This window comes from Hydrogenophaga sp. (genome assembly GCF_050250835.1).
In the GTDB taxonomy this organism is placed as follows: domain Bacteria; phylum Pseudomonadota; class Gammaproteobacteria; order Burkholderiales; family Burkholderiaceae_C; genus Hydrogenophaga.
This window is the reverse complement of record NZ_JBFWNX010000010.1, coordinates 134,785-158,803: the sequence shown is the minus strand read 5'-3', so window position 1 is coordinate 158,803 and position 24,019 is coordinate 134,785. Positions and strand designations below refer to the sequence as shown.

18 protein-coding genes are annotated in these 24,019 nt (G+C 64.7%); 8 read left to right on the top strand and 10 right to left on the bottom strand.

The features are described 5' to 3' along the window. Positions 1-165 precede the first annotated feature (165 nt). The 7 genes from AB7F11_RS14075 to urtE all read left to right on the top strand — a co-directional run bounded on the left by AB7F11_RS14075 (position 166) and on the right by urtE (position 10,767). Complete coding sequence (locus AB7F11_RS14075) at positions 166-3,606, top strand: hybrid sensor histidine kinase/response regulator (RefSeq protein WP_428291086.1); 3,441 nt, start codon at positions 166-168, stop codon at positions 3,604-3,606. Further along, complete coding sequence (locus tag AB7F11_RS14070) at positions 3,590-4,630, top strand: response regulator (protein WP_428291070.1); 1,041 nt, start codon at positions 3,590-3,592, stop codon at positions 4,628-4,630. The genes AB7F11_RS14075 and AB7F11_RS14070 overlap by 17 nt, the downstream gene beginning before the upstream one ends. A 147-nt stretch (positions 4,631-4,777) precedes the next feature. Beyond that, positions 4,778-6,070, top strand: a complete 1,293-nt coding sequence (urtA, locus tag AB7F11_RS14065; RefSeq protein ID WP_428300115.1) for an urea ABC transporter substrate-binding protein — start codon at positions 4,778-4,780, stop codon at positions 6,068-6,070. A gap of 154 nt (positions 6,071-6,224) precedes the next feature. After that, on the top strand, positions 6,225-7,817 hold the full coding sequence (gene urtB / locus AB7F11_RS14060) for an urea ABC transporter permease subunit UrtB (protein WP_428291068.1): 1,593 nt from the start codon (positions 6,225-6,227) through the stop codon (positions 7,815-7,817). Between the two features lie 191 nt (positions 7,818-8,008). Further along, positions 8,009-9,112 (top strand): urea ABC transporter permease subunit UrtC, encoded by a 1,104-nt coding sequence (gene urtC / locus AB7F11_RS14055; RefSeq protein ID WP_428291085.1) that lies wholly within the window; start codon positions 8,009-8,011, stop codon positions 9,110-9,112. Continuing rightward, entirely contained in the window at positions 9,109-9,984 is an 876-nt protein-coding gene (gene urtD, locus AB7F11_RS14050; protein ID WP_428291067.1) for an urea ABC transporter ATP-binding protein UrtD, read from the top strand. Before urtC ends, urtD begins: the two co-directional genes overlap by 4 nt. Positions 9,985-10,074: 90 nt before the next feature. Further along, positions 10,075-10,767, top strand: coding sequence for an urea ABC transporter ATP-binding subunit UrtE (gene urtE, locus AB7F11_RS14045; RefSeq protein WP_428291066.1), 693 nt, complete (start codon positions 10,075-10,077; stop codon positions 10,765-10,767). A 21-nt stretch (positions 10,768-10,788) separates the two neighbouring features. Here urtE and AB7F11_RS14040 read toward each other — a convergent pair whose 3' ends face one another. The 4 genes from AB7F11_RS14040 to AB7F11_RS14025 all read right to left on the bottom strand — a co-directional run bounded on the left by AB7F11_RS14040 (position 10,789) and on the right by AB7F11_RS14025 (position 15,050). After that, positions 10,789-12,471 (bottom strand): response regulator, encoded by a 1,683-nt coding sequence (locus tag AB7F11_RS14040; RefSeq protein WP_428291065.1) that lies wholly within the window; start codon positions 12,469-12,471, stop codon positions 10,789-10,791. Positions 12,472-12,587: 116 nt separating this feature from the next. Continuing rightward, positions 12,588-13,418, bottom strand: coding sequence for an urease accessory protein UreD (locus tag AB7F11_RS14035; RefSeq protein ID WP_428300114.1), 831 nt, complete (start codon positions 13,416-13,418; stop codon positions 12,588-12,590). 25 nt (positions 13,419-13,443) lie between these two features. Continuing rightward, positions 13,444-14,022: a nucleoside deaminase gene (locus AB7F11_RS14030; protein WP_428291229.1), complete on the bottom strand. Its 579-nt coding sequence runs from the start codon at positions 14,020-14,022 to the stop codon at positions 13,444-13,446. Next, the gene (locus AB7F11_RS14025; protein ID WP_428291230.1) at positions 14,019-15,050 is read right to left on the bottom strand and encodes an ABC transporter substrate-binding protein; all 1,032 of its coding nucleotides are present in this window, start codon (positions 15,048-15,050) and stop codon (positions 14,019-14,021) included. Before AB7F11_RS14025 ends, AB7F11_RS14030 begins: the two co-directional genes overlap by 4 nt. A 287-nt stretch (positions 15,051-15,337) precedes the next feature. Here AB7F11_RS14025 and AB7F11_RS14020 point away from each other — a divergent pair, with 287 nt between their 5' ends. Continuing rightward, positions 15,338-16,357, top strand: coding sequence for a Rieske 2Fe-2S domain-containing protein (locus tag AB7F11_RS14020; RefSeq protein WP_428291231.1), 1,020 nt, complete (start codon positions 15,338-15,340; stop codon positions 16,355-16,357). An 87-nt stretch (positions 16,358-16,444) separates the two neighbouring features. On the opposite strand, the gene AB7F11_RS14015 is transcribed toward AB7F11_RS14020, so the two are convergent. From AB7F11_RS14015 to AB7F11_RS13990, 6 genes are all read right to left on the bottom strand, one after another. Continuing rightward, positions 16,445-16,921, bottom strand: coding sequence for a nucleoside deaminase (locus tag AB7F11_RS14015; protein ID WP_428291232.1), 477 nt, complete (start codon positions 16,919-16,921; stop codon positions 16,445-16,447). Further along, a complete protein-coding gene (locus tag AB7F11_RS14010; protein ID WP_428291233.1) occupies positions 16,918-17,685 on the bottom strand; it encodes an ABC transporter permease in 768 nt (255 codons plus the stop codon). The genes AB7F11_RS14015 and AB7F11_RS14010 overlap by 4 nt, the downstream gene beginning before the upstream one ends. 94 nt (positions 17,686-17,779) lie before the next feature. After that, positions 17,780-18,607, bottom strand: a complete 828-nt coding sequence (locus AB7F11_RS14005) for an ABC transporter ATP-binding protein (RefSeq protein ID WP_428291234.1) — start codon at positions 18,605-18,607, stop codon at positions 17,780-17,782. 69 nt (positions 18,608-18,676) lie between these two features. Beyond that, positions 18,677-19,708 (bottom strand): ABC transporter substrate-binding protein, encoded by a 1,032-nt coding sequence (locus AB7F11_RS14000; protein ID WP_428291235.1) that lies wholly within the window; start codon positions 19,706-19,708, stop codon positions 18,677-18,679. 285 nt (positions 19,709-19,993) lie between these two features. Continuing rightward, positions 19,994-21,475, bottom strand: a complete 1,482-nt coding sequence (locus AB7F11_RS13995; protein ID WP_428300113.1) for a nucleobase:cation symporter-2 family protein — start codon at positions 21,473-21,475, stop codon at positions 19,994-19,996. A gap of 219 nt (positions 21,476-21,694) precedes the next feature. Then, complete coding sequence (locus tag AB7F11_RS13990) at positions 21,695-23,983, bottom strand: NADP-dependent malic enzyme (protein WP_428291237.1); 2,289 nt, start codon at positions 23,981-23,983, stop codon at positions 21,695-21,697. Between the last annotated feature and the right edge of the window lie 36 nt (positions 23,984-24,019).

Here is a 24,019-nt window from a genome sequence, read left to right as displayed (position 1 = left end):
GCAATTCCCGTGCCCCGGCTCGACGGCGTGGCATGAAAGCTGCACAAACCCCGTGTGAACAACGCCTTGCCCGAACTCCATGCTCCAGATCCGGCCGAGCCTGCGGCGCCGCAACGCATCATAAAGGTGCGTCGCGACTACAACAGCTGGGTCGGCAGCGAGACCATGGAAGACTACGCGCTGCGCTACACGCCGCAGCGCTTTCGCAAGTGGTCGGAATGGCGCGTGGCCAACACCGCGTTCGGCGCGGCCTCGTTCCTGATTCTGGAGGCCGTGGGCGCCACCCTGCTGGTGAAGTATGGCTTCGTCAACGCCGCGCTCGCGATTCTTTGCACCGGGCTCATCATCTTCATGGCTGGCCTGCCCATCAGCATCTACGCCGCGCGCCACGGCATCGACATGGATCTGCTCACCCGCGGCGCGGGCTTCGGCTACATCGGTTCGACCATCACTTCGGTGATCTACGCGTCGTTCACCTTCATCTTCTTCGCGCTCGAAGCCGCGGTGATGGCCTACGCGCTCGAACTGGCGCTGGACATCCCGCCCGCCTGGGGCTATCTCATCTGTGCTCTGGTGGTGATTCCGCTGGTGACGCATGGGGTCTCGGTCATCAGCCGTTTCCAGGTCTGGACCCAGCCCCTGTGGCTGGTGATGATGGTGGTGCCCTTCATCGCCGTGGCCGTCATGGCACCCGAGACGTTCACCAAGGTGGTGCAGTACGGAGGCGAATCTGGTGCAGGCACCGTTTTTGACTGGCACCTGTTTGGTGCAGCCCTCACGGTGGGCATTGCGCTTGTCACGCAGATGGGCGAGCAGGCCGACTACTTGCGCTTCATGCCGGCCAAGGAACCCGGAAAGGCCTGGCGCTGGTGGGCCGGCGTGCTGGCGGGCGGGCCGGGGTGGGTGGTGCTGGGTGTGATCAAGATGCTGGGCGGCGCGTTGCTGGCCTACCTGGCCATCAGCCACATGGTGCCGCCCGAGCGAGCCGTGGACCCCAACCAGATGTACCTGGCGGCCTACGAGTTCGTGTTTTCCGATTACGGCTGGGCGGTGGCGGCCACAGCATTGTTCGTGGTGGTGTCGCAGCTCAAGATCAACGTGACCAACGCTTACGCCGGCTCGCTGGCCTGGAGCAATTTTTTCTCGCGCATCACCCACAGCCACCCTGGCCGCGTGGTGTGGGTGGTGTTCAACACCCTGATCGCCTTCATGCTGATGGAGATGAACGTATTCCAGGCGTTGGGCGAGGTGCTGGGGCTGTACTCCAACATCGCCATCGCCTGGATCATGGCGGTGGTGGCCGACCTGGTGATCAACAAGCCGCTGGGCTGGTCGCCCAAGGGCATCGAGTTCAAGCGGGCCTATCTCTACGACATCAACCCCGTGGGTGTTGGTGCGATGGGGCTGGCGTCGGCGCTGTCCATCGTGGCGCACATGGGTCTGCTGGGGCCGGGTGCGCAGGCGTTCTCGGCGGTGATCGCGATGGTGACGGCGCTGGCGGCGGCGCCGGCGATCGCCTGGCTCACGAAGGGGCGGTATTACATCGCACGGGCGGGTCATGTGCAGAGGGATCACGCTCCAGAAACTCCGCGGATCTGGCTCCGCCAGGCCGCAGGTGCTGCTCCCCTCCAGGGAGATGACGCCGCAGGCGGCGCGTGGGGAGTTCTCAAGTGCGTCATTTGCGAACGTGAGTACGAAGCGCCCGACATGGCGCACTGTCCCGCCTACCAGGGCAACATCTGCTCGCTCTGCTGCACGCTGGACGCGCGCTGCGGCGACCTCTGCAAACCACACGCGCGCCTGTCCGAGCAATGGATCGGCGCCCTACGCCACGTGATGCCGCGCAGCGTGTGGCCATACCTGGAGGCGGGCCTTGCGCACTACCTGTTGCTCATGATGGTGATCGCGCCGGTGCTCGCGGCCGTGCTCGGCCTGCTGTACCGGCAGGAAGTGGAGGGCTTGAGCCAGGGCCTGGGCGTGGCGGCCAATGTGTCGTTGCTCGACGCCGCCTTGCGCTCAGGCTTCTTGCGCGTGTACGCGGTGCTGCTGCTGATTGCCGCCACGGTGGCCTGGTGGCTGGTGCTGGCGCACAAGAGCCGCGAGGTGGCGCAGGAAGAGTCAAACCGGCAGACACGCCTGCTGATGCACGAGATCGAGTCGCACCAGCGCACCGACGAGGCTTTGCAACAGGCGCGCCACGCCGCCGAGCAGGCCAACCAGGCCAAGACGCGTTACATCTCCACCATCAGCCACGAACTGCGCACGCCGCTCAATAGCATCCTGGGCTACGCGCAACTGCTGCAGGAAGACACGGGCATGGCGCCCCACCGCGCGCAGGCCATTCGCGTGATCCACCGGGGCGGCGAGCACCTGCTCTCGCTGATTGAAGGCACGCTGGACATTGCGCGCATCGAGTCTGGCAAGCTGGCGCTGGACGTGCGCCCGATGGCCTTTGCGGGCACCATGCAGGAGGTGGCCAGCATGTTCGAGCTGCAGGCTGCCGCCAAGGGACTGCGCTTCGTGTTCGACACCGGCAGCCGCCTGCCCGATGCGGTGCGCGCCGACGAAAAACGCCTGCGGCAGATCCTCATCAACCTGCTGGGCAATGCGGTCAAGTTCACGCGCTCGGGCCAGGTGCGCCTGCGCGTGACGCACGCACGCGAGATGGCGCAGTTCGAGGTGCATGACACGGGCCCTGGCATGAGCGCGCAAGACCTGGAGCGCGTGTTCGAGCCTTTCGCGCGCGGCCAGGGCGATACCGTGGGCTCGGCCACCGGAAGCCCGGGCACGGGCCTGGGCCTGACCATCGCCAAGATGCTGACCGATCTCATGGGCGGCGAGATGACGGTGCGCAGCGCGCCAGGGCAGGGCACGGTGTTCACGGTGCGCCTCTTCCTGCCTGAGCTGCACGGCACGGTGTTGCCCGGCCCTCAGGCCGTGGCGCAGTTCGCCGGCTACAGCGGCGAGCGGCGGCGCGTGCTGGTGGTGGACAACGAGGAGGCAGACCGCGAACTGCTCTCGCGCTGGCTGGCGCCGCTGGGCTTTGACGTGATGCTGGCCACCAGCGGGCTGGACGCGCTGGCTTTGCTCGAAGACCTGCAACCCGGTGGGCCCGGTGCGCCACACGCGATCTTCATGGACCTGGCCATGCCCGGCATCGACGGCTGGGAGACGGTGCGCCGCCTGCGCGCGCGCGGTTGGCACAGCGTGCCGCTGGCCATCGTCTCGGCCAATGCGTTCGACAAAGGGCTGGACAACGACCTCGGGCACCAACCGCAGGACTTTTTCGTCAAACCTGTCCGGCGTGATGACCTGCTCACCTGGCTGGGCCAGCGCCTCACCCTGGTCTGGATCGCAGAGACCGCGCCCGATCAACCGGCTGCGTCGCGCGTGGCCGCCGCGCCCGCCAGCCGCGCCGAGCTTGAGCCCCTGCTCGAACTGGTGCGCCTGGGTTACTACAAGGGCATCGTGCAGTGGCTCGACGAGTGGGTGCAGCGACGCCCCGAGCAGGCCGTCTTCGCACAAGGCTTGCGCACACTGGCACGCGAATTCCGTTTCGAGACCATCGAACAGCAATTGCTGCAACACCATGCCGCACCCGGTTGAACCCCACGCCGCTTCAGCGGCCCAGACACCCCCACCGTTGCAGCTCACCGATTCGCTGGTGGTGCTGATCGTCGACGACGTGCCCGACAACGTAGCGCCGCTGCACGACGCGCTCGACGAGGCCGGCTACACCGTGCTGGTGGCACTCGATGGCGAGAGCGCCATTCGCCGCGCCACCCAGGCCCTGCCCGACGTGGTGCTGCTCGATGCGGTGATGCCGGGTATCGACGGCTTCGAAGTGGCGCGCCGTTTGAAGGTTCAGCCAGCCACGGCGCACATCCCCATCATCTTCATGACCGGCCTCACCGACACCGAGCACCTGGTGGCCGCGCTCGATGCCGGCGGTGCCGACTACGTGACCAAGCCGATCAAGCCGCGTGAGGTGATGGCGCGCATGGGCGTGCACCTGCGCACCGCGCGCCATGTGCGCCAGGGCGCGGTGGAGCGCAGCCAGGCGCGCAACGCCCTTGATGCGTTTGGCTACGCCACCATCACCGTGCGCGAACGAGATGGGCGCCTGATGTGGCAGACCCCGCTGGCGCGGGACCTGCTGCGCAACTACTGCGGCACCGAGGCGCCCACCACGCCACCCGCTGTGCTGCAGTGGCTGCGCCGCCACCTCGGTGAAGCGCTCGACCATCGCGAGCCGCCGCGCTTGACGCTGGAGAACGGGCCGAGGCGCCTCACCTTTCGCCTGCATCAGCGTGTGGGCGACCAGGACGGCGAAGACAGTGGGGAAGAGGGCGGCGACTGGCTCATCGTGATGCAGGAGACATCCGACGCCAGCGTGCTCTCCAGCCTGGCGGGCGCCTTCGGCCTGACCGCGCGAGAAGCCGAAGTGCTGTACTGGGTGGTCAAGGGCAAGATCAACCGCGATATCGGCGACATCCTGGGTTCGAGTCCCGCCACGGTGAAGAAGCACCTGGAACGCATCTACGCCAAGCTCGGTGTGGAGACGCGAACGGCGGCGGCGGCGATGGCGATCAACCGGGTGCCGCTGCTGCAGCCGCAGCACGGAGGCTGACCGGGCGGCGTACGCCACCCGGCGTACATACACCGACAGACGCCATCCCTAGCATCCAGTTGTCCGCTGTGCCACGCCCGAAGAGGGCAGCCGGCGGCGCCAACACCCACCCCTTCACGGGACACCACTGGAACACTGGAGAAGCGCATGTCGAACACCCAAAACGCCCGCCGTTTTACCCTCAAGACCCTCTCGGCTGCCGCCATGGTGGCCACGTTGGGCGGCCTGTCCGCTCTGCCGGCTCACGCACAGAGCACCATCAAGGTCGGCGTTCTGCACAGCCTCTCGGGCACCATGGCCATTTCGGAAACCGTGCTCAAGGACACGGTGCTCATGGCCATCGACGAGATCAACGCCAAGGGCGGCGTGCTCGGCAAGAAGCTGGAGCCTGTGGTGGTGGACCCGGCCTCCAACTGGCCGCTGTTCGCCGAGAAGACCAAGCAGTTGCTCACGCAGGACAAGGTGGCGGTGATCTTTGGCTGCTGGACGTCGGTGTCGCGCAAGTCGGTGCTGCCGGTGGTGGAAGAGGCCAACGGCCTGCTGTTCTATCCGGTGCAGTACGAAGGTGAAGAGCTGAGCAAGAACGTGTTCTACACCGGCGCCGCGCCCAACCAGCAGGCCATTCCCGCTGTGGAATACCTGATGAGCAAAGACGGCGGCAGCGCCAAGCGCTGGGTGCTGCTGGGTACCGACTATGTGTACCCGCGCACGACCAACAAGATCCTGCGCGCCTTCCTGAAGGCCAAGGGCGTGAAGGACGAGGACATCATGGAGGAGTACACCCCCTTCGGGCACTCCGATTACCAGACCATCATCGCCAACATCAAGAAGTTCTCGTCAGCCGGCAAGAAGACGGCCGTGGTCTCCACCATCAACGGCGACTCCAACGTGCCGTTCTACAAGGAACTGGGCAATGCCGGCCTCTCGGCCAAGGACGTGCCGGTGGTGGCCTTCTCGGTGGGTGAAGAAGAACTGCGTGGCGTGGATACCAAGCCGCTGGTGGGTCACCTGGCCGCCTGGAACTACTTCATGAGCATCAAGAGCCCGGCCAACACCGAGTTCACCAAGAAGTGGGCCGCTTACGCCAAGGCCAAGAACATCCCCGGCCACAAGGACAAGCCGCTGACCAACGACCCGATGGAAGCCACCTACATCGGCATCAACATGTGGGCGCAGGCCGTGGCCAAGGCCAAGTCCACCGACACCGACAAGGTCATCGCCGCCATGGCCGGCCAGACCTTCAAGGCGCCCGGTGGCTTCACCAGCACCATGGACAAGGAAAACCACCACTTGCACAAGCCCGTGTTCATCGGCGAAGTCAAGGCCGACGGTCAGTTCAACGTGGTGTGGAAGACGCCGGGTCCGGTGGTCGCCGATCCGTGGAGCGACTACATCGCGGAGAACAAGGGCAAGAAAAACGTGCCTGAAATGAAGAAGTGATCTGCCGAACTTCCGTTCGTGCTGAGCCTGTCGAAACCATGCCCACGTGTGGGTGAGCCCTTCGACAGGCTCAGGGCGAGCGGGGGAAGGTTGTGAAAGCCATAGCAGCGGCTGGCTCCCGTTGGCCTGTTGGGCAATATCTGAAAGTGTCTTGATGGGCCGTCTTCTTATTCTTCGTTGTCTGCTCGCTGTCACGCTGGTGTGCACAGGCTCGGTCCACGCACTCACGCCCGCCGATGCGCTGGCCGTGGTCGATGGCGACACCGACACCCGAATCGACACCCTGAACCGCCTCGCCGCCGAGCCGGACGAAAAGGCTGCTGCCCTCATCAAGGCCATGTCCGCCGAGGCCGTGCGTGTGCAGGGCGAGCGTGTGCTGCTGGTCGATGGCGATGGCGCTGTGGACGCGGTGACCGGTGAGAAGCTCGCGACGCTGCCGGAAGATGCGAGCGACGTGATGATCAACAACCGCCTGCGCAGTGCCATGGAAACGGCGCTGGCTGGCATGGAACTGGTGGGCGCACCGCCCGAGCGTCAGCGCGAAGCGGCGCGCACGCTGCAGCGCACCGCTTTCGAAGAACCCGATGCGAGCCAGTTGCCGCTGATCGAAAAGGCGCTGGCGAGCCAGCTGGATGAGCGCGCACGCCAGAGCCTGGAACTGGCGCAGGCGGCTGTGTTGCTCGCCAGCGTGGACCCTGCGCAGCGCCTGTCCGCCGCGCAAAAACTCGGTGAAGCGCGGCAACCAATCGTGCGGCCGCTTCTGCAGCAGCAGATGGAAAAGGAAACCAGCGCCGAGGTGAAGGCCGCGCTCGATGCATCGCTCAAGGGCATTGACCGCACGCTGGCCATCGGCAGCGCGCTGGCCCAGGCTTTCACCGGCATCAGCCTGGGTTCCATCCTGCTGCTGGCCGCACTCGGCCTGGCCATCACCTATGGCTTGATGGGCGTGATCAACATGGCGCATGGTGAGCTCATCATGATTGGCGCCTACGCCACCTGGCTGGTTCAGACCTTCTTTCGCCAGTCGCTGCCCGAGTATTTCGACTGGTACCTGCTGGTCGCCATGCCGGTGGCCTTTCTCGCGTCGGGCCTGGTCGGTGCGGCCATGGAGCGTTCGGTGATCCGTTTCCTCTATGGCCGACCGCTGGAGACCCTGCTGGCCACCTGGGGCATCAGCCTGGTGCTGATGCAGGCGGTGCGCAGCCTGTTCGGGGCGCAGAACGTGGGTGTGGAAAACCCGTCGTGGATGAGCGGCGGCATCACTCTGCTGGGCAACCTCAACCTGCCGTGGAACCGCATCATCATCATCGGTTTCGCGCTTGCCGTTCTGCTCGGCGTGGCGTTGCTGATCGGCAAGACGCGGCTCGGTTTGTTCGTGCGTGGCGTCACCCAGAACAGGCCGATCGCGTCGTGCATGGGCGTGAACACCGCCCGCATCGACACCTACGCCTTCGCACTGGGTTCGGGCATCGCGGGGCTGGCCGGTTGCGCATTGAGCCAGATCGGTAACGTCGGCCCCGATCTCGGCCAGAACTACATCGTCGACTCCTTCATGGTGGTGGTGCTCGGTGGCGTAGGCCAGCTCGCGGGCACGGTGTACGCAGCGCTGGGCCTGGGTGTGCTCAACAAATTCATCGAAGGCTGGGCGGGCGCAGTGCTGGCCAAGATCGCGGTGCTGGTGTTCATCATCGTCTTCATCCAGAAGCGACCGCAGGGGATCTTTGCCATGAAAGGGAGGGAGGCATGAGCGCCGACACAAGGACCGTTCGGGCTGAGCCTGTCGAAGCTTCTGCCAAGGGGCTGGTGAGCCCTTCGACAGGCTCAGGCCCTTCGACAAGCTCAGGCCCTTCGACAAGCTCAGGACGATCGGAAAACCGCCCTTCGACAGGCTCAGGACGATCGGGAAGCCGCACTTCGACAAGCTCAGGGCGGACGGGGATCGCGCTTCCTGCTGCGGGTCCGCTGCTCACCCGTGCCGGCTGGAGCGCCTTTGTGGTCGCTTTGCTGGTGGTGTGCGCCCTGGCACCGCTGCTCAACCTGTTCGTGCCCGCAGGCAGCGCCTTTCACCTCAGCGACTACATGGTCGGTCTGCTGGGCAAGATCATGTGCTATGCCATCTGCGCACTGGCCATGGACCTCATCTGGGGCTACACCGGCATCCTCAGCCTCGGCCACGGTTTGTTTTTTGCACTGGGTGGCTACGTGATGGGCATGTACCTCATGCGGCAGATCGGTACCGACGGCAATTACAAAAGCGAGCTCCCGGATTTCATGGTGTTCCTGGACTGGAAGGAGCTGCCCTGGCACTGGGCGCTGTCCGACAGCTTCATCGCCACGCTGCTGCTGATCGTGCTGGTACCGGGGCTGGTGGCCTTCGTGTTCGGTTACTTCGCATTCCGCTCGCGCATCAAGGGCGTGTACTTCTCCATCATCACGCAGGCCCTCACCTTCGCCGCGCTGCTGCTGTTCTTCCGCAACGAAACCGGCTTCGGCGGCAACAACGGCTTCACCGATTTCAAACGCATCCTGGGCATGCCGCTGGCCACGCCCTCGATGCGCATGACGCTGTTCGTGCTCACCGGCCTCACGCTGCTGGGCTTCTTCCTGTTCGCGCGCTGGCTGGTGGGCAGCAAGTTCGGCCGCGTGCTGCAGGCGGTGCGCGACGCCGAGAGCCGTGTCATGTTCTGTGGCTACAACCCGTTGCCCTACAAGCTCACCATCTGGACCATCTCGGCCGTGATGTGCGGCGTGGCTGGCGCGCTCTACGTGCCGCAGGTCGGCATCATCAACCCGGGCGAGATGAGCACCGCCAACAGCATCGAGATCGCCATCTGGGCAGCGGTGGGCGGACGCGCCTCGCTGGTGGGCCCGATCCTGGGGGCCTTCATCGTCAACGGTGCCAAGAGCTGGCTCACGGTGAGCTTCCCCGAGTACTGGCTGTATTTCCTGGGAGCGCTGTTCATTGTGGTGACGCTGTTCATGCCGCAGGGTGTGGTGGGCCTCGTGAAGAAGCTTCGCGGCAGCAAGGGAGAGCGCGCATGACCCCGGACCTGATGGAAGAGGGCGCGCAGCGCCTGGAGAAGCACGGTTCGCTGGTACCGGGTGGCAATACCGAATCGGGTGGCCGATCTGCGGGCTTCTCGCGCCTGGTCACGCCGGGCGAGGTGGACACCACGCACGGCCGAATCCTGTACCTGGAGGGTGTCAACGTGAGCTTCGATGGCTTCAAGGCCATCAACAACCTGTCGCTGGATATTGCTCCTGGCGAGCTGCGCTGCATCATCGGTCCCAACGGCGCCGGCAAGACCACGATGATGGACATCATTACCGGCAAGACGCGACCCGATTCAGGGCATGTGTTCTTCGGCAGCACCATCGACCTGCTGCGCTACCGCGAAGCCGAGATCGCCGCCATGGGCATTGGCCGCAAGTTCCAGAAGCCCACGGTTTTCGAGCACCTGAGCGTGTTCGAAAACCTGGAACTAGCGCTGGCGACCGACAAGCGCGTGCGCCGCTCCATGGTGTTTTCCCTCAACGGCGAGGAGAAGGACCGGCTGGGCGAAGTGTTGCAGACCATCCATCTCGCCGACAGCGCCGCACGCCTGGCCGGCAACCTCAGCCATGGGCAGAAGCAGTGGCTGGAGATCGGCATGCTGCTCATGCAGGACCCCAAGCTGCTGCTGCTCGACGAACCGGTGGCTGGCATGACCGATGAGGAAACCGAGCGCACGGCACAACTCTTTCTCACGCTCAAGGGCAAACATTCGCTGATGGTGGTGGAGCACGACATGAGCTTCATCCGGACGATTTCGGAGAAGGTCACTGTTCTGTGTGATGGTGCGGTGCTGGCTGAAGGGACTTTGGATCAGGTGCAGGCGGATGAGCGGGTGATCGAGGTGTACCTTGGACGCTGACAGTTCACCGTTCGTCCTGAGCTTGTCGAAGGGCTCAACGCAACCCGGGCACGAGGGCTTCGACAAGCTCAGCCCGAACGGAGGTTTGTGATGCTCGACGTCAAGGACATCAACCAGTACTACGGCGGAAGCCACATCCTGCGCAACGTCAGCCTGCAGGCTGAGCTCGGCCAGGTCACAGTGGTGCTGGGTCGCAACGGCGTGGGCAAGACCACGTTGCTCAGATCGCTCATGGGACTGGTGCCTATCAAGAGCGGCAGCATCACGCTCGACGGCGAATCCATTGCCTGCGCCACGCCCTACGAACGCGCGCGCAAAGGCGTGGGTTTTGTTCCGCAGGGCCGGGAGATTTTTGGCCGTCTGACCGTGCATGAGAACCTGCAGATGGGCTTGGCCACGAAGAAGGGTGGCACGCCGATTCCGGCCGAGCTGTACGAGCTGTTTCCGGTGCTCAGGCAGATGCTGGGGCGGCGCGGCGGTGACCTCTCTGGTGGACAGCAGCAGCAGCTGGCGATTGCCCGCGCGCTGGCTGCCGGGCCCAAGTTGCTGATCCTGGACGAGCCCACCGAGGGCATTCAGCCCAACATCATCAAGGACATCGGCAAGGTCATTCGCATGCTGGCCGACCGGGGCAACATGGCCATCGTGCTGGTGGAGCAGTACTACGACTTTGCCGAAGCGCTGGCCGATCGTTACGTGGTGATGGAACGGGGGGAGGTGATTGCCAGCGGGCCGGGCAGCGAGATGGCTGCCAAGGGGGTTCGGCAGCTGGTGGCGATCTGATGAAGGTGCCCTCGACCGCCGTCAGGCGGCCTGGGCGGTGAGCTGCCCCTCGCGGCTCGTCGGCTTGTAGCCTGCCGGCAGCGACACGGCGCCGGGTTCGGCCGCGCCAGCGGTCTGCTCGCCCAGGCGGGCCAGACGGGCGTCGGTGTGGAAGCATTGCCGCAAGGCCTCGGCGCGTTCCTGTAGCGCGGGGTAGCCGCTCATGCGCTCGCTGTAGCGCTGGAGCACCTGGTGCGCTGATTCGATGAGCTTGGCGTTGCCGGTGCGTTCACCGGCATCCAGCAACTGCTCCACCGTGCCTTGCGGATCGCCTTTGAGGCTGAGTTTCATGGCTTCCTGGGTGATGCGCAGCACTTCACCGTGGCCTGCGCGGATGCGTTCGGCGTGGTCGGCCGTTCCGGTGGCGGCGCAGGCGAGCAGTTCGGTCATGGCGCGGTTGGTGCAGAAGCGCAGCGCCATGGCGTCCACGGCGGCGTCGGCCTCGTACAGCGGCAGCGAGCGCGCCACCAGTCGGTTCATCAAGGCCAGCAGGTTGCAGGCGGATTCGAAATCGAAGCCCGGCGTGAGCACGTCGTTGGCCAGACGTCGCACATCGTCCTGCGCACGTGCCGTCTGCTGTTGCTGCAGGGCCAGCAGGCTTTCGGCCATGTGCAGCAGCCGGTGGGGGCGCGCCGGGTCGTGGCTGCGGTCGCGCAGCCGGGTGAGCTGTTCCACGATGCGCTGCAGACCCCGTTGGTCGTTGTTGTCCAGACGGGCGAACGCCAGCAGCATCAGCGCCTGCGGGTCGAACATCTTGGAATCCAGCCCCAGGCGCGTGGCGCGGTCGAGCAGTTCGATGCCTTCGCTCTTCTCGCCGGTGTAGTAGGCCAGCATGCCGTGCTTGAGCAGCCGGCTGATGGAGCCTGGCGTGAGCCGAGTGGCCATCTGGTAGGTCGACAGCGCGTTCTGGAAGTTCCCCAGTTCAAACTGCGCACGGCCCATCACGTCGTAGGCATCGGCATAGGCGTCGTCATCGCGGATCAGGCTCTCCAGCGTGGTGGCGGCCTTGGCGGCTTGCCCACTTTCAAGCTGAGCGCGCGCCACGCCCAGGCGTGCCCAGGGCAGTGTCTTGGCTTCGATCACGGTCTCGAAGAGCGCTTGCGCTTCGCTCAGGCGACCCAGGCGCAGCAGCAGTTCGGCGCCGATGCGCGCCGCATAGAGCCAGTAGGCCTCGCGAGCCTCGAACCGCTGCTGGCACAAACTGGCAGCGTGTTCAAAGTCCTGTGCGTCGATGGCAGCAAAGATGGAACGCAGTGTGTGTTTGCGCGCGCGCGCCTGCAGGATGCGATCGGACAGGCGCGCGGCGGTGTGGGGTTTGAGCAGATAGGCGTCGAGCGCCGATTCGGCCGCCTCGGCCACCTTGCTGTAGGTGGCTTCTGCCGTGATCATCACGAACACGGTGTGAAAGGGCAGCAACTGGTTGCGGCGAAGATCGTCCAGAAGATCCTGGCCCGAGCCGGATTCACGCTCGAAGCGTTGCTCGCAGATGACGACGTCGAAAGGCGTCACTTCCAGCTTGCGTCGAGCGTCGAGCAAGCGAGAGCACTGGGCCACGTTGCCCACACCCAGTTCACGCAGTTGGGCGATCAGAATGGAGCGCGACTGGAGGTTGCCTTCGATGACGAGGGCACTGGCGTCGTGAAGGCTGGCAGGGACGGCTGGCATGGCGGGGAAACGGACGGTGGCGGACGCAGAGAGGCCTTCTGCACCGATTGTGTGCCGCGCACCGTTTTGGCGATGCCCGAAAGAACAGGGCGAAAACCGTCCTGTTCGCCGCTGACTCAGACGTTCCAGATGCGCGGCGGCGCACCGGACAGCCCCCACGCCTGCGCGCGGAGTTCGACCCAGACGCGCTGGAACAGCGACATCAGCGGCTCCACCAGCGGTGCCACCGCGCGCAGCACCAGCATTTGCGGGTTGGGGCAGGTGGCACCGGCGTGTGTGCCGTGCGGGAGTTTCTCGAGTACTGCTCGAACGGTTTCCAGCAGCAGATCGCGTCGCTCTCGGGTGAGCGGTGAACCGCAGGCCAGCCAGAGCGTGCCCAGGCAGCGCTGCCCTCCCAGGCCCAGCGGCGAGGCCAGCAAGCGCATGTCGGCCGCGTCGAGGCGTGCCTGCTCCAGCCAAAGGCCCGGAATCTCCAGCCGCTGGGTGAGGCAGCCGCGTTCGAACGGCAGGCTCGCGGTGGGCAGGCCCAGCGCGCACACGTCCCAGCCCAGGCATTCCGAGCCCTGCGCCAGTGTGATGTTCAGTGCGTTGGTTGCGTTACAGCCCGAGTACGCGATGGTCTCCAGTGGCAGCCATTCGAGCCGGGCGCCTTCGTCCAGCGACAGACTCACCTGCTGGATGGCGGCAGGGCCATCGGATCGGTAGAAGCGGGTGGCTCCCGGGGTGGAAACAAGTGCATGCGTGTCGGCGCCGGCGCGAACCTGCACGTCCAGCACGTCACCCCCCACCAGCCCGCCGGGCGGGTGGATGACGACGTTGTGGCAGATGTGCTCGCCCTCGGGATACAGGCTTTTGAAGATGCGCAACGGCCCAGTGTGAGCATGCCGCAGCACGGTGCGCTCGCCTTCACGGCGGTAGTTCAGGTCGAGTCGGGCGTGCCAGGGCATGCGGGCGAGTTTACGTGTCGCGTCTTCAGGCTTTCCAGAAGCCGAGGTGCGGCTCACTGGCTTCGTCGATCAGCACCGGGCCAATGCATGCAATGGCATGGGGCGAAGCGGCGAACACGTCGCGGCAGGACAGCTCGGCGTCGCGCTGCTCAGCGCGATCGCCACGGAACGCGCGCAGGCGCACCGCATCAATGCCGAACACCACGCGACCGATGTTGCTCCAGAAGATCGCTCCTGCGCACATCACGCAGGGCTCGGCCGATGAATACAGCGTCGCGCGTGAAAGCGTTTCCCGATCCACCACCGGGCTGAGCTGGCGCACCGCATTCGTCTCGGCATGCCCCGTGCAGTCGCCGGTCTCGCTGGTGTTGCACCAGGCTTCGGCCAGCACGCGGCCGTCGTCGGCCACCACCACCGCACCGAAGGGCCGGTTGCCCCGGTCTCGCGCCACCTTCGACCAGGCAATCGCCTGGCGCAGGTAGCGGCCGTCGCGCTCGTTCACGTCGGAAGGCGGGCGATCCGGCGCAGGGCCGCCCCAAGCCGGATCAGCCCCCTCGGGGGGCAGCGACCCGCGCAGCGGCGGAATGTGGGGGGTCTTGTTCATGCCGTAAACATGCGCTCGCCCACAGGTGGCAGCATGGCGCGGTTGAAGATGCCCTCCACACCGGGGCGCGTCTTCAGGCCGAACACGTCCACCACCTCGTCCACCTGTTGCTCCAGCGTGCGCTTGAGCACGTCACCCACGCCATGGCTGCGCGTGTCGGCTGCAGCGATGTATTGCCGCGTGATGCGCCAGCGTTCCAGTTCCACTGCTTCGTTGAGGATGGGTTCGCGCATCTTGGTCGCGGCAATCGCGGCGGCGGGGTCTGACATGCTTTCACGGATGGCGCGGTTGGTGGCGCGAAGGAAGCCGGCCACCGCCGCCGGGTTCTGCGTCACGATGGCGTTGCTCGCGAGGATGGCGTTGCCGTAGAGGTTCACGCCGGCCTGGGTGTACTGCAGCACCGAGAGGTCGTCGAGTTTCATGCGCGCAAACAACGAAACCGCCGAGTCGTGAAAGTAGGTGGCGCCGTCCACGTCGCCGCGCACCACCACGTTGTCGCGCGAGGAAAAGTCGGTGGTGGACCACTGGAAGTAGTCGTCCTTCAAGCGCAGCTTGCGCGCCACCATGGGCCAGGCGCGGCGCGTGGATTCAACCGCCGCGGCGGCAATCTTCTTGCCCTCGAGGCTGCGAAAGTCGCTGGTGATGCCCCGGTCCTTGCGGCCGATGATGGCGAACGGTGCGCGGTTGTAGTACTGGTACACCGCCTGCACCAAGGGTGTTCCGCTCTGGCTGGCCTGGAACTCCACCAGCGAGCTGATGTCGCCCAGACCCATCTGATAGACGCCGCTGGCGATGCGGGTGATGGATGCGACCGAGCCGGAGCCCACGTCGATGCTCACATCCAGACCTTCGTCCTTGTAGTAGCCCCGGCTCTGCGCCAGGAAGAAGGGAGAGGTCTGACCGGTGATGCGAAAGTCCAGCGTGAACTTGACGGGGGTGAGCTTCGGAGCCGACTGGCTCCAGACGGCGGGGGCGGCAAGGGCCGACACAGCGGCAGCAGAGGTGGTGAGGAAAAGACGGCGTTGCATGGCGTGCTCCGGTAAGGACTTGTTTCAACCCCCGCGAACCCGATGGCCACAGGGGACGTACAAGAGCAATTTCCGGGCGGGTGACTGGGCACCAGCTGAACGCTTCTACTCTGCGAGTCGACCCTCATGCACGAGCCGTGCCAGCAAATAATCACCACACTGGTGCGCCGCGATGGCCTGGCTTTTGCTAGCATTGCTGCCCAGAGTAGAAGCGTTCAACTTCGCGCCATGCGAAGCGGGAAATTGCTCTTGAGATCCCTCAAGCCATTTCTTTCAGGAGCGCTTCCATGCTGGTCACGCAACAGCCTGTCTTCCGCCGCTACTGGCACGCCGTCATGCCCTTGACGATGCTGGCCGACGGCCCAAAACCTTTCACCCTGCTCGGCGAGAACATCGTTCTTTTCCTTGATGAAAACGGTGAGCCCGCCGCATTGAAGGACCGTTGCTGTCATCGCACCGCACGCCTGAGCAAAGGCTGGTGCAAGAACGGCAGCATCCAGTGCGGCTACCACGGCTGGGTCTACAACCGCAGCGGTCGAGTGATCGAGATTCCTCAGTATCCGGCGCAGCGCGAGATCCCGAAGGACTACGGCACCACGGCCTACCACTGCGTGTCGCGCTATGGCTACGCCTGGGTGGCGCTGGAAGACCCGGTGGCCGACATTCCGACCATGCCGGAGTTTGGTGCCGAAGGCTGGCGCACGATCTACCAGTTCTACGAGACCTGGAACACGAGCCCGGTGCGCGCACTGGAGAATTCGTTCGACAACTCGCATTTCAGCTTTGTGCACCGCGCTACGTTCGGCGTCGCTGCATCGCCCGCCCCGAGCAAGTACGAACTGGTCGAGAACGAGGCGGGCTTTTACGCCGAGACCGTGATCGACGCGGTGAACCCGGAAAAGTTTCAGCGCATCAGTGGTGTCGGCGATGCCATCACGCAGCGTCACATGCGCAATGCGTACTTCCAGCCGTTCTCACGCCGGCTCGACATCGAATACCCGAGCGGCATTCGTCACATCATCATCAATGCGTTCACCCCCATCGACGATGGCCGCATGCAACTCTGCCAGTGGCTGTTCCGCAACGACACGGAGGCAGACTGCCCGGCGCAGATGCTGATCGACTTCGACGACGAGATCACGCGGGAAGACAAGGACATTCTGGAGTCGACGGACCCGGATGCGGTGGTGGATCTGCGGCGACGCGGGGTGGAGTATTCGATGGATTCGGATCGGCCTGGGATTCTGATCCGGCGGAAGTTGATGGGGTTGTTGTCGGGTGCCGGGGAAGTGGAAGTGCATCGGTGATGCTTCTTGCCGGCACCTCGCTGGCTCACGGAGGCGGCGTGCTCTGCTCCGTGGTCGCCTCAGACCGGAGCAACCGGCGGCAGCCACTTAACGAGTCGACCAGAAACCCCGATGAGGCTCCAGCATCTCTGCTTCAAGAGAGGGCACCGGACCGATCACCTCAATCGCCTTCTGCCCTCGCGCCAGCACCTCGCGACAAGGCAGTGACAGCGTCGGGTTTTCTTCGTGGCTGCCAGTGAGCGCCAGCAAGGCTTCCTCGCTCGCCCCATACACCACACGCCCGATGTTTGCCCAGTAGAGCGTGCCTGTGCACATGGCACAAGGCTCGAAGGTGGTCACCAGCGTGCAGCGTGCCAGGTATTCACCCGGCCAGTTGGCTGCGGCCGTGCGAGCCAGCGTGGCCTCCGCATGATTCACGGTGTCGATGTTGCCCTGCTCGGCCAGAACCGTCTCATCGTCGGGTGCCACCAGCAAGGCACCAAAGGGATGGCGGCCCATGCTGGCGGCACGGCGCGCCACATCGTTCGCCCGCCGCAGGTGGCGCGCAACCTGGTTTTCGTTCACGTGTTCTGCGAGCCCCGATGCGCCCAGCCTGTGGTGTGCTTCTCGATGAAGCTGAAGAGTTCGTACATCACCATCGCCATGATGCCCACCACCAGCAAGCCACTGAACGCCAGGCCCATCTGCATCGACGAACCCGCCGAAATCAGCAGATAGCCAATACCCTCGTTCGACGCCGTCATCTCAGACACCGTGGTGCCCACGAAGGCCAGCGTGATCGCCACCTTCAGGGAGCCGAAGAAATACGGCATGGAGCGTGGCAGGCCGACCTTGGTCAACACGTCCCAGCGCTTGGCGCCCAGCACCCGCAACACGTCTTCCAGCTCCGGTTCGAGTGTGGCCAGGCCGGTGGCGATGTTCACCATGATGGGAAAGAAGCTGATGAGGAACGCCGTGAGGATGGCCGGGCCCACGCCGATGCCGAACCAGACCACCAGTATGGGCACGAAGGCCGCCTTGGGCAAGGCGTTGAAGGCCGTCATGAGCGGGTACACGGCGGCGTAGGCCAGACGCGAGCTGCCGATGAGAAAACCCAGCAGCACGCCGACCACGATGGCGATGCCGAAGCCCGCCATGGTCACCCAGAAGGTGCGCCACGCATGGCCCAGGATGGTGGTCTTGTGCTCCAGTGTCTGTTCCCAGATGCGCGATGGGCTCGGGAAGATGAACTCCGAGACGCCGAAACCGCTGGTGATCACTTCCCAGATGACGACGATGGCCAGCAGCAGGATAAACGGGGACCAGCGTTCGATGTGTTTCTTGTTCATGTGAAGAATCCTTTGCGATGCATGCCTTCAATCCAGGACATCGCTGAACCGGCTTTGCCGGGCCGCAGATGTCGCCCCTGAGGGGTGACGGCCGTCAGGCCGGCGCGAGGGGAGCCTTCCTCATCGCGCCGATGTGGCCGCGCAGTTCCAGCACGATGTCGGAGAACTCCTTGGTGTAGGTCACCTCCAGGTCACGCGTGCGCGGGATCGGGATCTCTCGCTGCACCACAAAGCGGCCGGGGCTCTTGCTCATGCAGTAGACCGTGTCCGCCAGGAACACCGACTCGCGCAGGTCGTGTGTGACCAGGATGACGTTGAAGCGCTGCGCCTCCCACAGGTCGCGCAGCGTGCACCACAGTTCCTCGCGCGTGAAGGCATCGAGCGCACCGAAGGGCTCGTCGAGCAGAAGCATCTTGGGCTCGTGGATCAGGGCACGGCAGATGCTGGCGCGCTGTTGCATGCCGCCCGAGAGCTCCCAGGGAAACTTTTTCTCCATGCCGCCCAGACCCACGCTGGCCAGCAGCTTGCTCGCACGTTCCACGAATTCCTTCTTGCGGTCCTTGAATTCGCTGCGAAACGGCTCCACGATTTCCAGCGGCAGCAGCACGTTGTCCAGCGTCGTGCGCCAGGGCAGCAACGAAGGCGCCTGGAAGGCCATGCCCGAAATCTTCAGCGGCCCAGTGACCGGTTCACCGTCGATGCGGATCTTGCCCATGCTGGGCATGCGCAGGCCGGTGGTGAGCTTCATGAAGGTGGACTTGCCGCAACCCGATGGGCCCACGATGGCAATGAACTCACCGCGTCGGACCTTCAGGTTGATGTCTTCCACTGCGAAGACGTTCTTCGCCAGCAGTTCGTCGTTGTAGGCCAGCCAGACCTGGTCAAAATCGACGAAGGGTTTGTCGCTGGAGGGTTCTGTCATGGGGACTCCTGAAAAAAAGGCCAGCCGCCGGTGGGGTGGCTGGCCTGGGCCAGAGGCGCCTGAATCTGCTTACTTTCTGGCCGGTGGCAGCACGTTGAGTTCGGCAGCCGTTGGCAGCATGGAGCCATTCCAGACCGCAGCCGGGTCAATGCGGGTCTTGGTGTTGTAGGCGTCCGAGACCTGCGATGCCATCAGCGAAAGACGGCCAGGGTTGACTTGACCGAAGCCTTCTTTGCGGGCGTCGGGGCTGGCGACCACCGAGTCGATGGCCATTGCCAGGCGACGCGTTTCCAGTGGCACGTTGATGATGCCGTCGCGCGCTTTCACGGTTTCGATGCTGGCGGCCGGGTTGGCCATGACTTCCTTGGCGCCCTTGGAGAAGGCGGTCAGGAAGGCTTTGACGGCGGCCGGGTTCTCTTTGATCAGCTTGGGGCTGGCGATGATGACGTTGCCATACAGCTTCACCCCGTAGTCGCCATACGGCATGATGACCACGTCTTCCGGCTTCACGCCGCGCGCTTCCAGGTTGAGCAGGGAAGTGAACGAGAAACCGGTGATCGCGTCGATGTCGCCGCGCACCAGCATCGTTTCACGCAGGGGTGGGTCCATCGAGGTCCAGTTCACGCTGCTGATGTTGTTGGCTTTCTGGAAGATCGGGTAGGCCTTGCGACCTGCGTCGAACACCGGGGCACCGAGTTTCTTTCCATTCAGGTCTGCCGGCTTGGTGATACCGCTCTTCTTGAGCGCGAGCACCGCAGCAGGCGTGTTGTTGTAGACCATCATCACGGCCACGGGCTTGTTCGGCGCGTCGGGGTTGTTGGCGTGAAACTCCATCAGTGCGGCCAGGTCAGCAAAACCCATGTCGTAAGAGCCCGAGGCCACGCGTGTGACCGTGCCACCAGAGCCGTTGCCCGAATCGATGGTCACGTCCAGGCCTGCGGCCTTGAAGTAGCCCTTGGCCGCCGGCTGCAGGAACAGGGCGGCGGGGCCTTCGAAGCGCCAGTCGAGCTGGAACTTGATGGGCGTCTGAGCGTGCGCGCCACCAAAGGCGGCCGCCAGGGCCAGTGCAGCGGTGGTCTTGACGAAGTGGCGTTTGTTCATGGTTTCTCCAGGGTGGGTCAGGGTTGCGGTGGGAGGCACTGCCATCGTCCGCGCATGCCGTTTCAACAGCAATAAAGGTGCCAGCGGCGCACCTGCGTGGGAATGGCCGGCCCAGGGCCGGTTGAGCACAGAATGTGTATACAGATTCTTGTGCCCCGGGCTTTGCACGTCATCGGGGCCAACCCTGAATGGTGCGCCCCAACTCGGTGCCTGCACCGGCTTGGGGATGATGCCTCAAAAGGAAAGGTCCCGGCGGGGACCTTTCGGACGCGATGGGCCGCGTGCTCAGTGCGCCTCTGCCTGCCTGGCGGCATTGACGGCAGCCTGCGTGTCGCCTCGGCTGCCGTTGAAGTAAAGGTTGAGTGCCACTGCGCTGATGGAGGCCAGCAAAATGCCCGATTCGATCAACGGGTGGATGGCGTGCGGCATCCATTGCTTGAAGTTGGGCGCGACCAGCGGAATCATGCCGACGCCGATGGACACGGCGACGATGAAGAGGTTGTTGCGGTTGCCCTTGTAGTCCACGCCCGCCAGGATGCGGATGCCGGTGGCTGCCACCATCCCGAACATCACCAGGCCCGCGCCGCCGAGCACGAAGGTGGGCAGCGATTCGACCAGCGCCGCCATCTTGGGCAGCAGGCCGAGCACGATGAGGATCACGCCGCCTGCCACGCAGACGAAGCGGCTCTTGACGCCGGTGACGCCGACCAGCCCCACGTTTTGCGAGAAGCTGGTGTAGGGGAACGTGTTGAAGATGCCGCCAATGAGGGTGCCCAGACCATCGGTGCGCAGGCCGGCGGTCAGTGCCTTCTGGTCAATCTTGCGGTCCGTCATGTCGCCCAGGGCAAGGAACATGCCGGTGGACTCGATCATCACCACGACCATGACCAGGCTCATGGTGAGGATCAGGATGGGGTCGAAGACGGGCGCGGCGATCTCGAACGGCAGCACCAGGTCAAACCAGTGGGCCTTGCCCACCTTTTCGAAACTCATGAGGCCAGCGGCAGTGGCGATGGCGGCACCGACGACGATGCCCAGCAGCACCGAGATGTTGGCGATGAAGCCCTTGGCGTATTTCGCAATGAGCAGGATGGCGGCCAGCACCACGGCGGCGATGGCAATGTGTGGCATCTGCGCATAGGAAGGGTTGGGCACGCTGCCAACGATGGCCAGTCCCTTGGGCACTTCTGGCACGGCGCCGCTGGAGGCGGCCTGCTTCACCGTGTCGAGCCACTGCAGGTGTTCGGGGCTGGGGACGCTGGGTGCGGTGGGGCCGAAGGGGTTGCCAAAGATCCAGTTGATGCCGATGCGCATGAGGCTGATGCCGATGACCGCGATGATGGTGCCGGTGACCACCGGCGGGAAGAAGCGCAGCATGCGGCTGACGATGGGCGCAATGAGGATGGACACCACGCCCGCGCCGATGATGGAGCCGAAGATGAGGCCGGCACCCTGCACGCCAGGGTTGCTGTTGGCCATGGCAACCATGGGTGCGACCGACGCAAACGTCACGCCCATCATCACCGGCAGCTTGATGCCGAACCACTGGGTGGCGCCGAGCGACTGGACCAGCGTGACCAGGCCGCAGCAGAAGAGGTCGGCCGAGATGAGCATGGCGACCTGTTCGGGACTGAGCTTGAGCGCGCGACCCACGATGAGTGGTACGGCGACGGCGCCGGCGTACATCACCAAAACGTGCTGCAAACCGAGGGCGGTGAGCTTGCCTGTAGGAAGGACTTCGTCGACCGGGTGGACTGTGGTGGACATGGATTGCTCCTGTGGTGCGTGCAAAAAGTGTATACAGTTTATGTGTGCGATCTAATGTTGGTCTCCTAGGGGAAACCCGGTTTCTGACCGGTGGTTTTGTGGGGACGGTCATCGGCGACCACGGGGCAGAGCGCCACCGACTCACGAGCCCGCGAGGTGCAAGCCAGAAACAAAAAAGGGACGCCGAAAGCGTCCCCCTCAAGCCAGGCAGAAAGAGGCTCAGTTCCGCGCAGCCCCACTCGCCGCAGCCAGAGCCGTCATGTTCAACACCCGCCGCACCGTGGCCGCCGGCGTGAGGATGTGCACCGTCTTCGCGGACCCCATCAGGATCGGCCCCACCGTCACGCCGCCGCTGGTGGTGGTCTTCATGACGTTGTAGAGAATGTTGGCCGCATCCAGGTTCGGGCAGATCAGCAGGTTCGCCGACCCGGTGAGGGTGGTCTCGGCCAGGTAGGCGCTGCGGATCTCGGGTTGCAGCGCCGCATCGCCATGCAGTTCACCATCGCACTCGATGTCTGGGTGCGCGGCCACGAAAAGATCGCGCGCCTGCGCCATCTTGCGCGCCGAGGCTCGCTTGCTGGAACCGTAGCTGGAGTGCGAGAGAAACGCCACCTTCGGCGGCAGGCCGAAGCGTTGCACTTCCTGGGCAGCCATCCAGGCGATCTCGGCCAGCTCTTCCGCCGTCGGCAGGTCGTTCACATAGGTGTCGGCAATGAACACCGGGCCGCGGTCGGTCATGAGCGCGTTCACGGAGGCATACAAGCCCGCGCCCTCGCGCCGCCCAAGCACATGGTCGATGCGTTCCAGGTGCGTCATGTACCCGCCCACCAGCCCGCAGATGAGTGCGTCCGCGTCGCCCAGCGCGAGCATCAGGGAACCGATGATGGTGTTGGAGCGCCGCACGGCGGCCTTGGCCACTTCGGGTGTGGCGCCCTGGCGGCCCATGATCTGGTGGTAGTGCTCCCAGTACTGGCGAAAGCGCGGATCGTCTTCCGGGTTCACGTTCTGCACGTCCTGTCCCAGCTTCATGCGCAGGCCGGCCTTGGCAATGCGGGCCTCGATCACTGCCGGGCGGCCGATCAGGATGGGCATGGCGAGCTGGTCGTCGATGGCCAGTTGTGCGGCACGCAGCGCGCGTTCGTCCTCACCGTCGGCATAGGCCACGCGTTGCTTCTGAGTCATGCCTTTGGCCGCGTTGAAGATGGGCTGCATGAGGATGCCGGTCTGGTAGACAAAGCGCCCCAGTTGCTGGCGGTAGGCGTCCATGTCGGTGATGGGCCGGGTGGCCACGCCCGAGTCGGCGGCAGCCTGCGCCACGGCAGGCGCAATGCGCAGGATCAGGCGCGAATCGAATGGCTTGGGAATGATGTAGTCCGGGCCGAAGCTGAGGTCCTGGCCAGCATAGGCGTTGGCCACTTCCTCGCTGGTCTCGCTCTTCACCAGGTCCGCGATCTGGCGCACGCAGGCCAGCTTCATCTCTTCGGTGATGCGTGTGGCGCCACAGTCGAGCGCGCCGCGAAAGATGTAGGGGAAGCACAGGACGTTGTTGACCTGGTTCGGATAGTCGCTGCGGCCGGTGGCGATGATGCAGTCCGGGCGCACGGCCTTGGCCAGCTCGGGCCGGATTTCAGGCTCGGGGTTGGCCAGCGCCAGCACGATGGGCTTGGCGCCCATGGTCTTCATCATCTCGGCGGTGAGCACGCCGGCGGCCGAACAGCCCAGGAAGACGTCGGCACCGTTGACCGCGTCGGCCAGGGTGCGCTTGTCGGTCTTCTGTGCATAGCGCGCCTTCGATTCGTCGTAGCCGCCAGGCCGACCTTCATACACCACGCCCTTGGAATCGCAGACGAAGATGTTCCCCCGCGAGACACCCAGTCCCACCATCACGTCCAGACAGGCGATGGCGGCAGCGCCCGCGCCGCTGACGGCGAGCTTGACGGCGCCGATGTCCTTGCCCACCAGCTCCAGGCCATTGAGCAGAGCCGCAGCCGAGATGATGGCGGTGCCATGCTGGTCGTCGTGGAACACCGGAATGCCCATGCGCTCTCGCAGCTTCTTTTCGATATAGAAGCACTCGGGCGCTTTGATGTCCTCGAGGTTGATGCCTCCGAGCGTGGGCTCCAGGGCGGCGATGATCTCGACCAGTTTGTCCGGGTCCTTTTCATCGAGCTCGATGTCGAACACGTCGATGCCGGCGAACTTTTTGAACAGGCAGCCCTTGCCTTCCATCACCGGCTTGGCCGCCAGCGGGCCGATGTCGCCCAGGCCGAGCACGGCCGTGCCGTTGGTGACCACACCGACCAGGTTGCCGCGAGACGTGTACTCGGCCGCCAGCGCTGGATCGGCTTCGATCGCCAGGCACGGATAGGCCACGCCGGGCGAATAGGCCAGCGAGAGATCGCGCTGGTTGGACAGGGGTTTGGTGGGCGTGACGGCGATCTTGCCGCGCGAGGGCGTGCGGTGGTATTCGAACGCGGCGTCGCGCAGGGCTTGTTCAGCGGGGGTCATGTTGTCTCCAGGGTGCGGGTTCTGCCAGATCAGTGT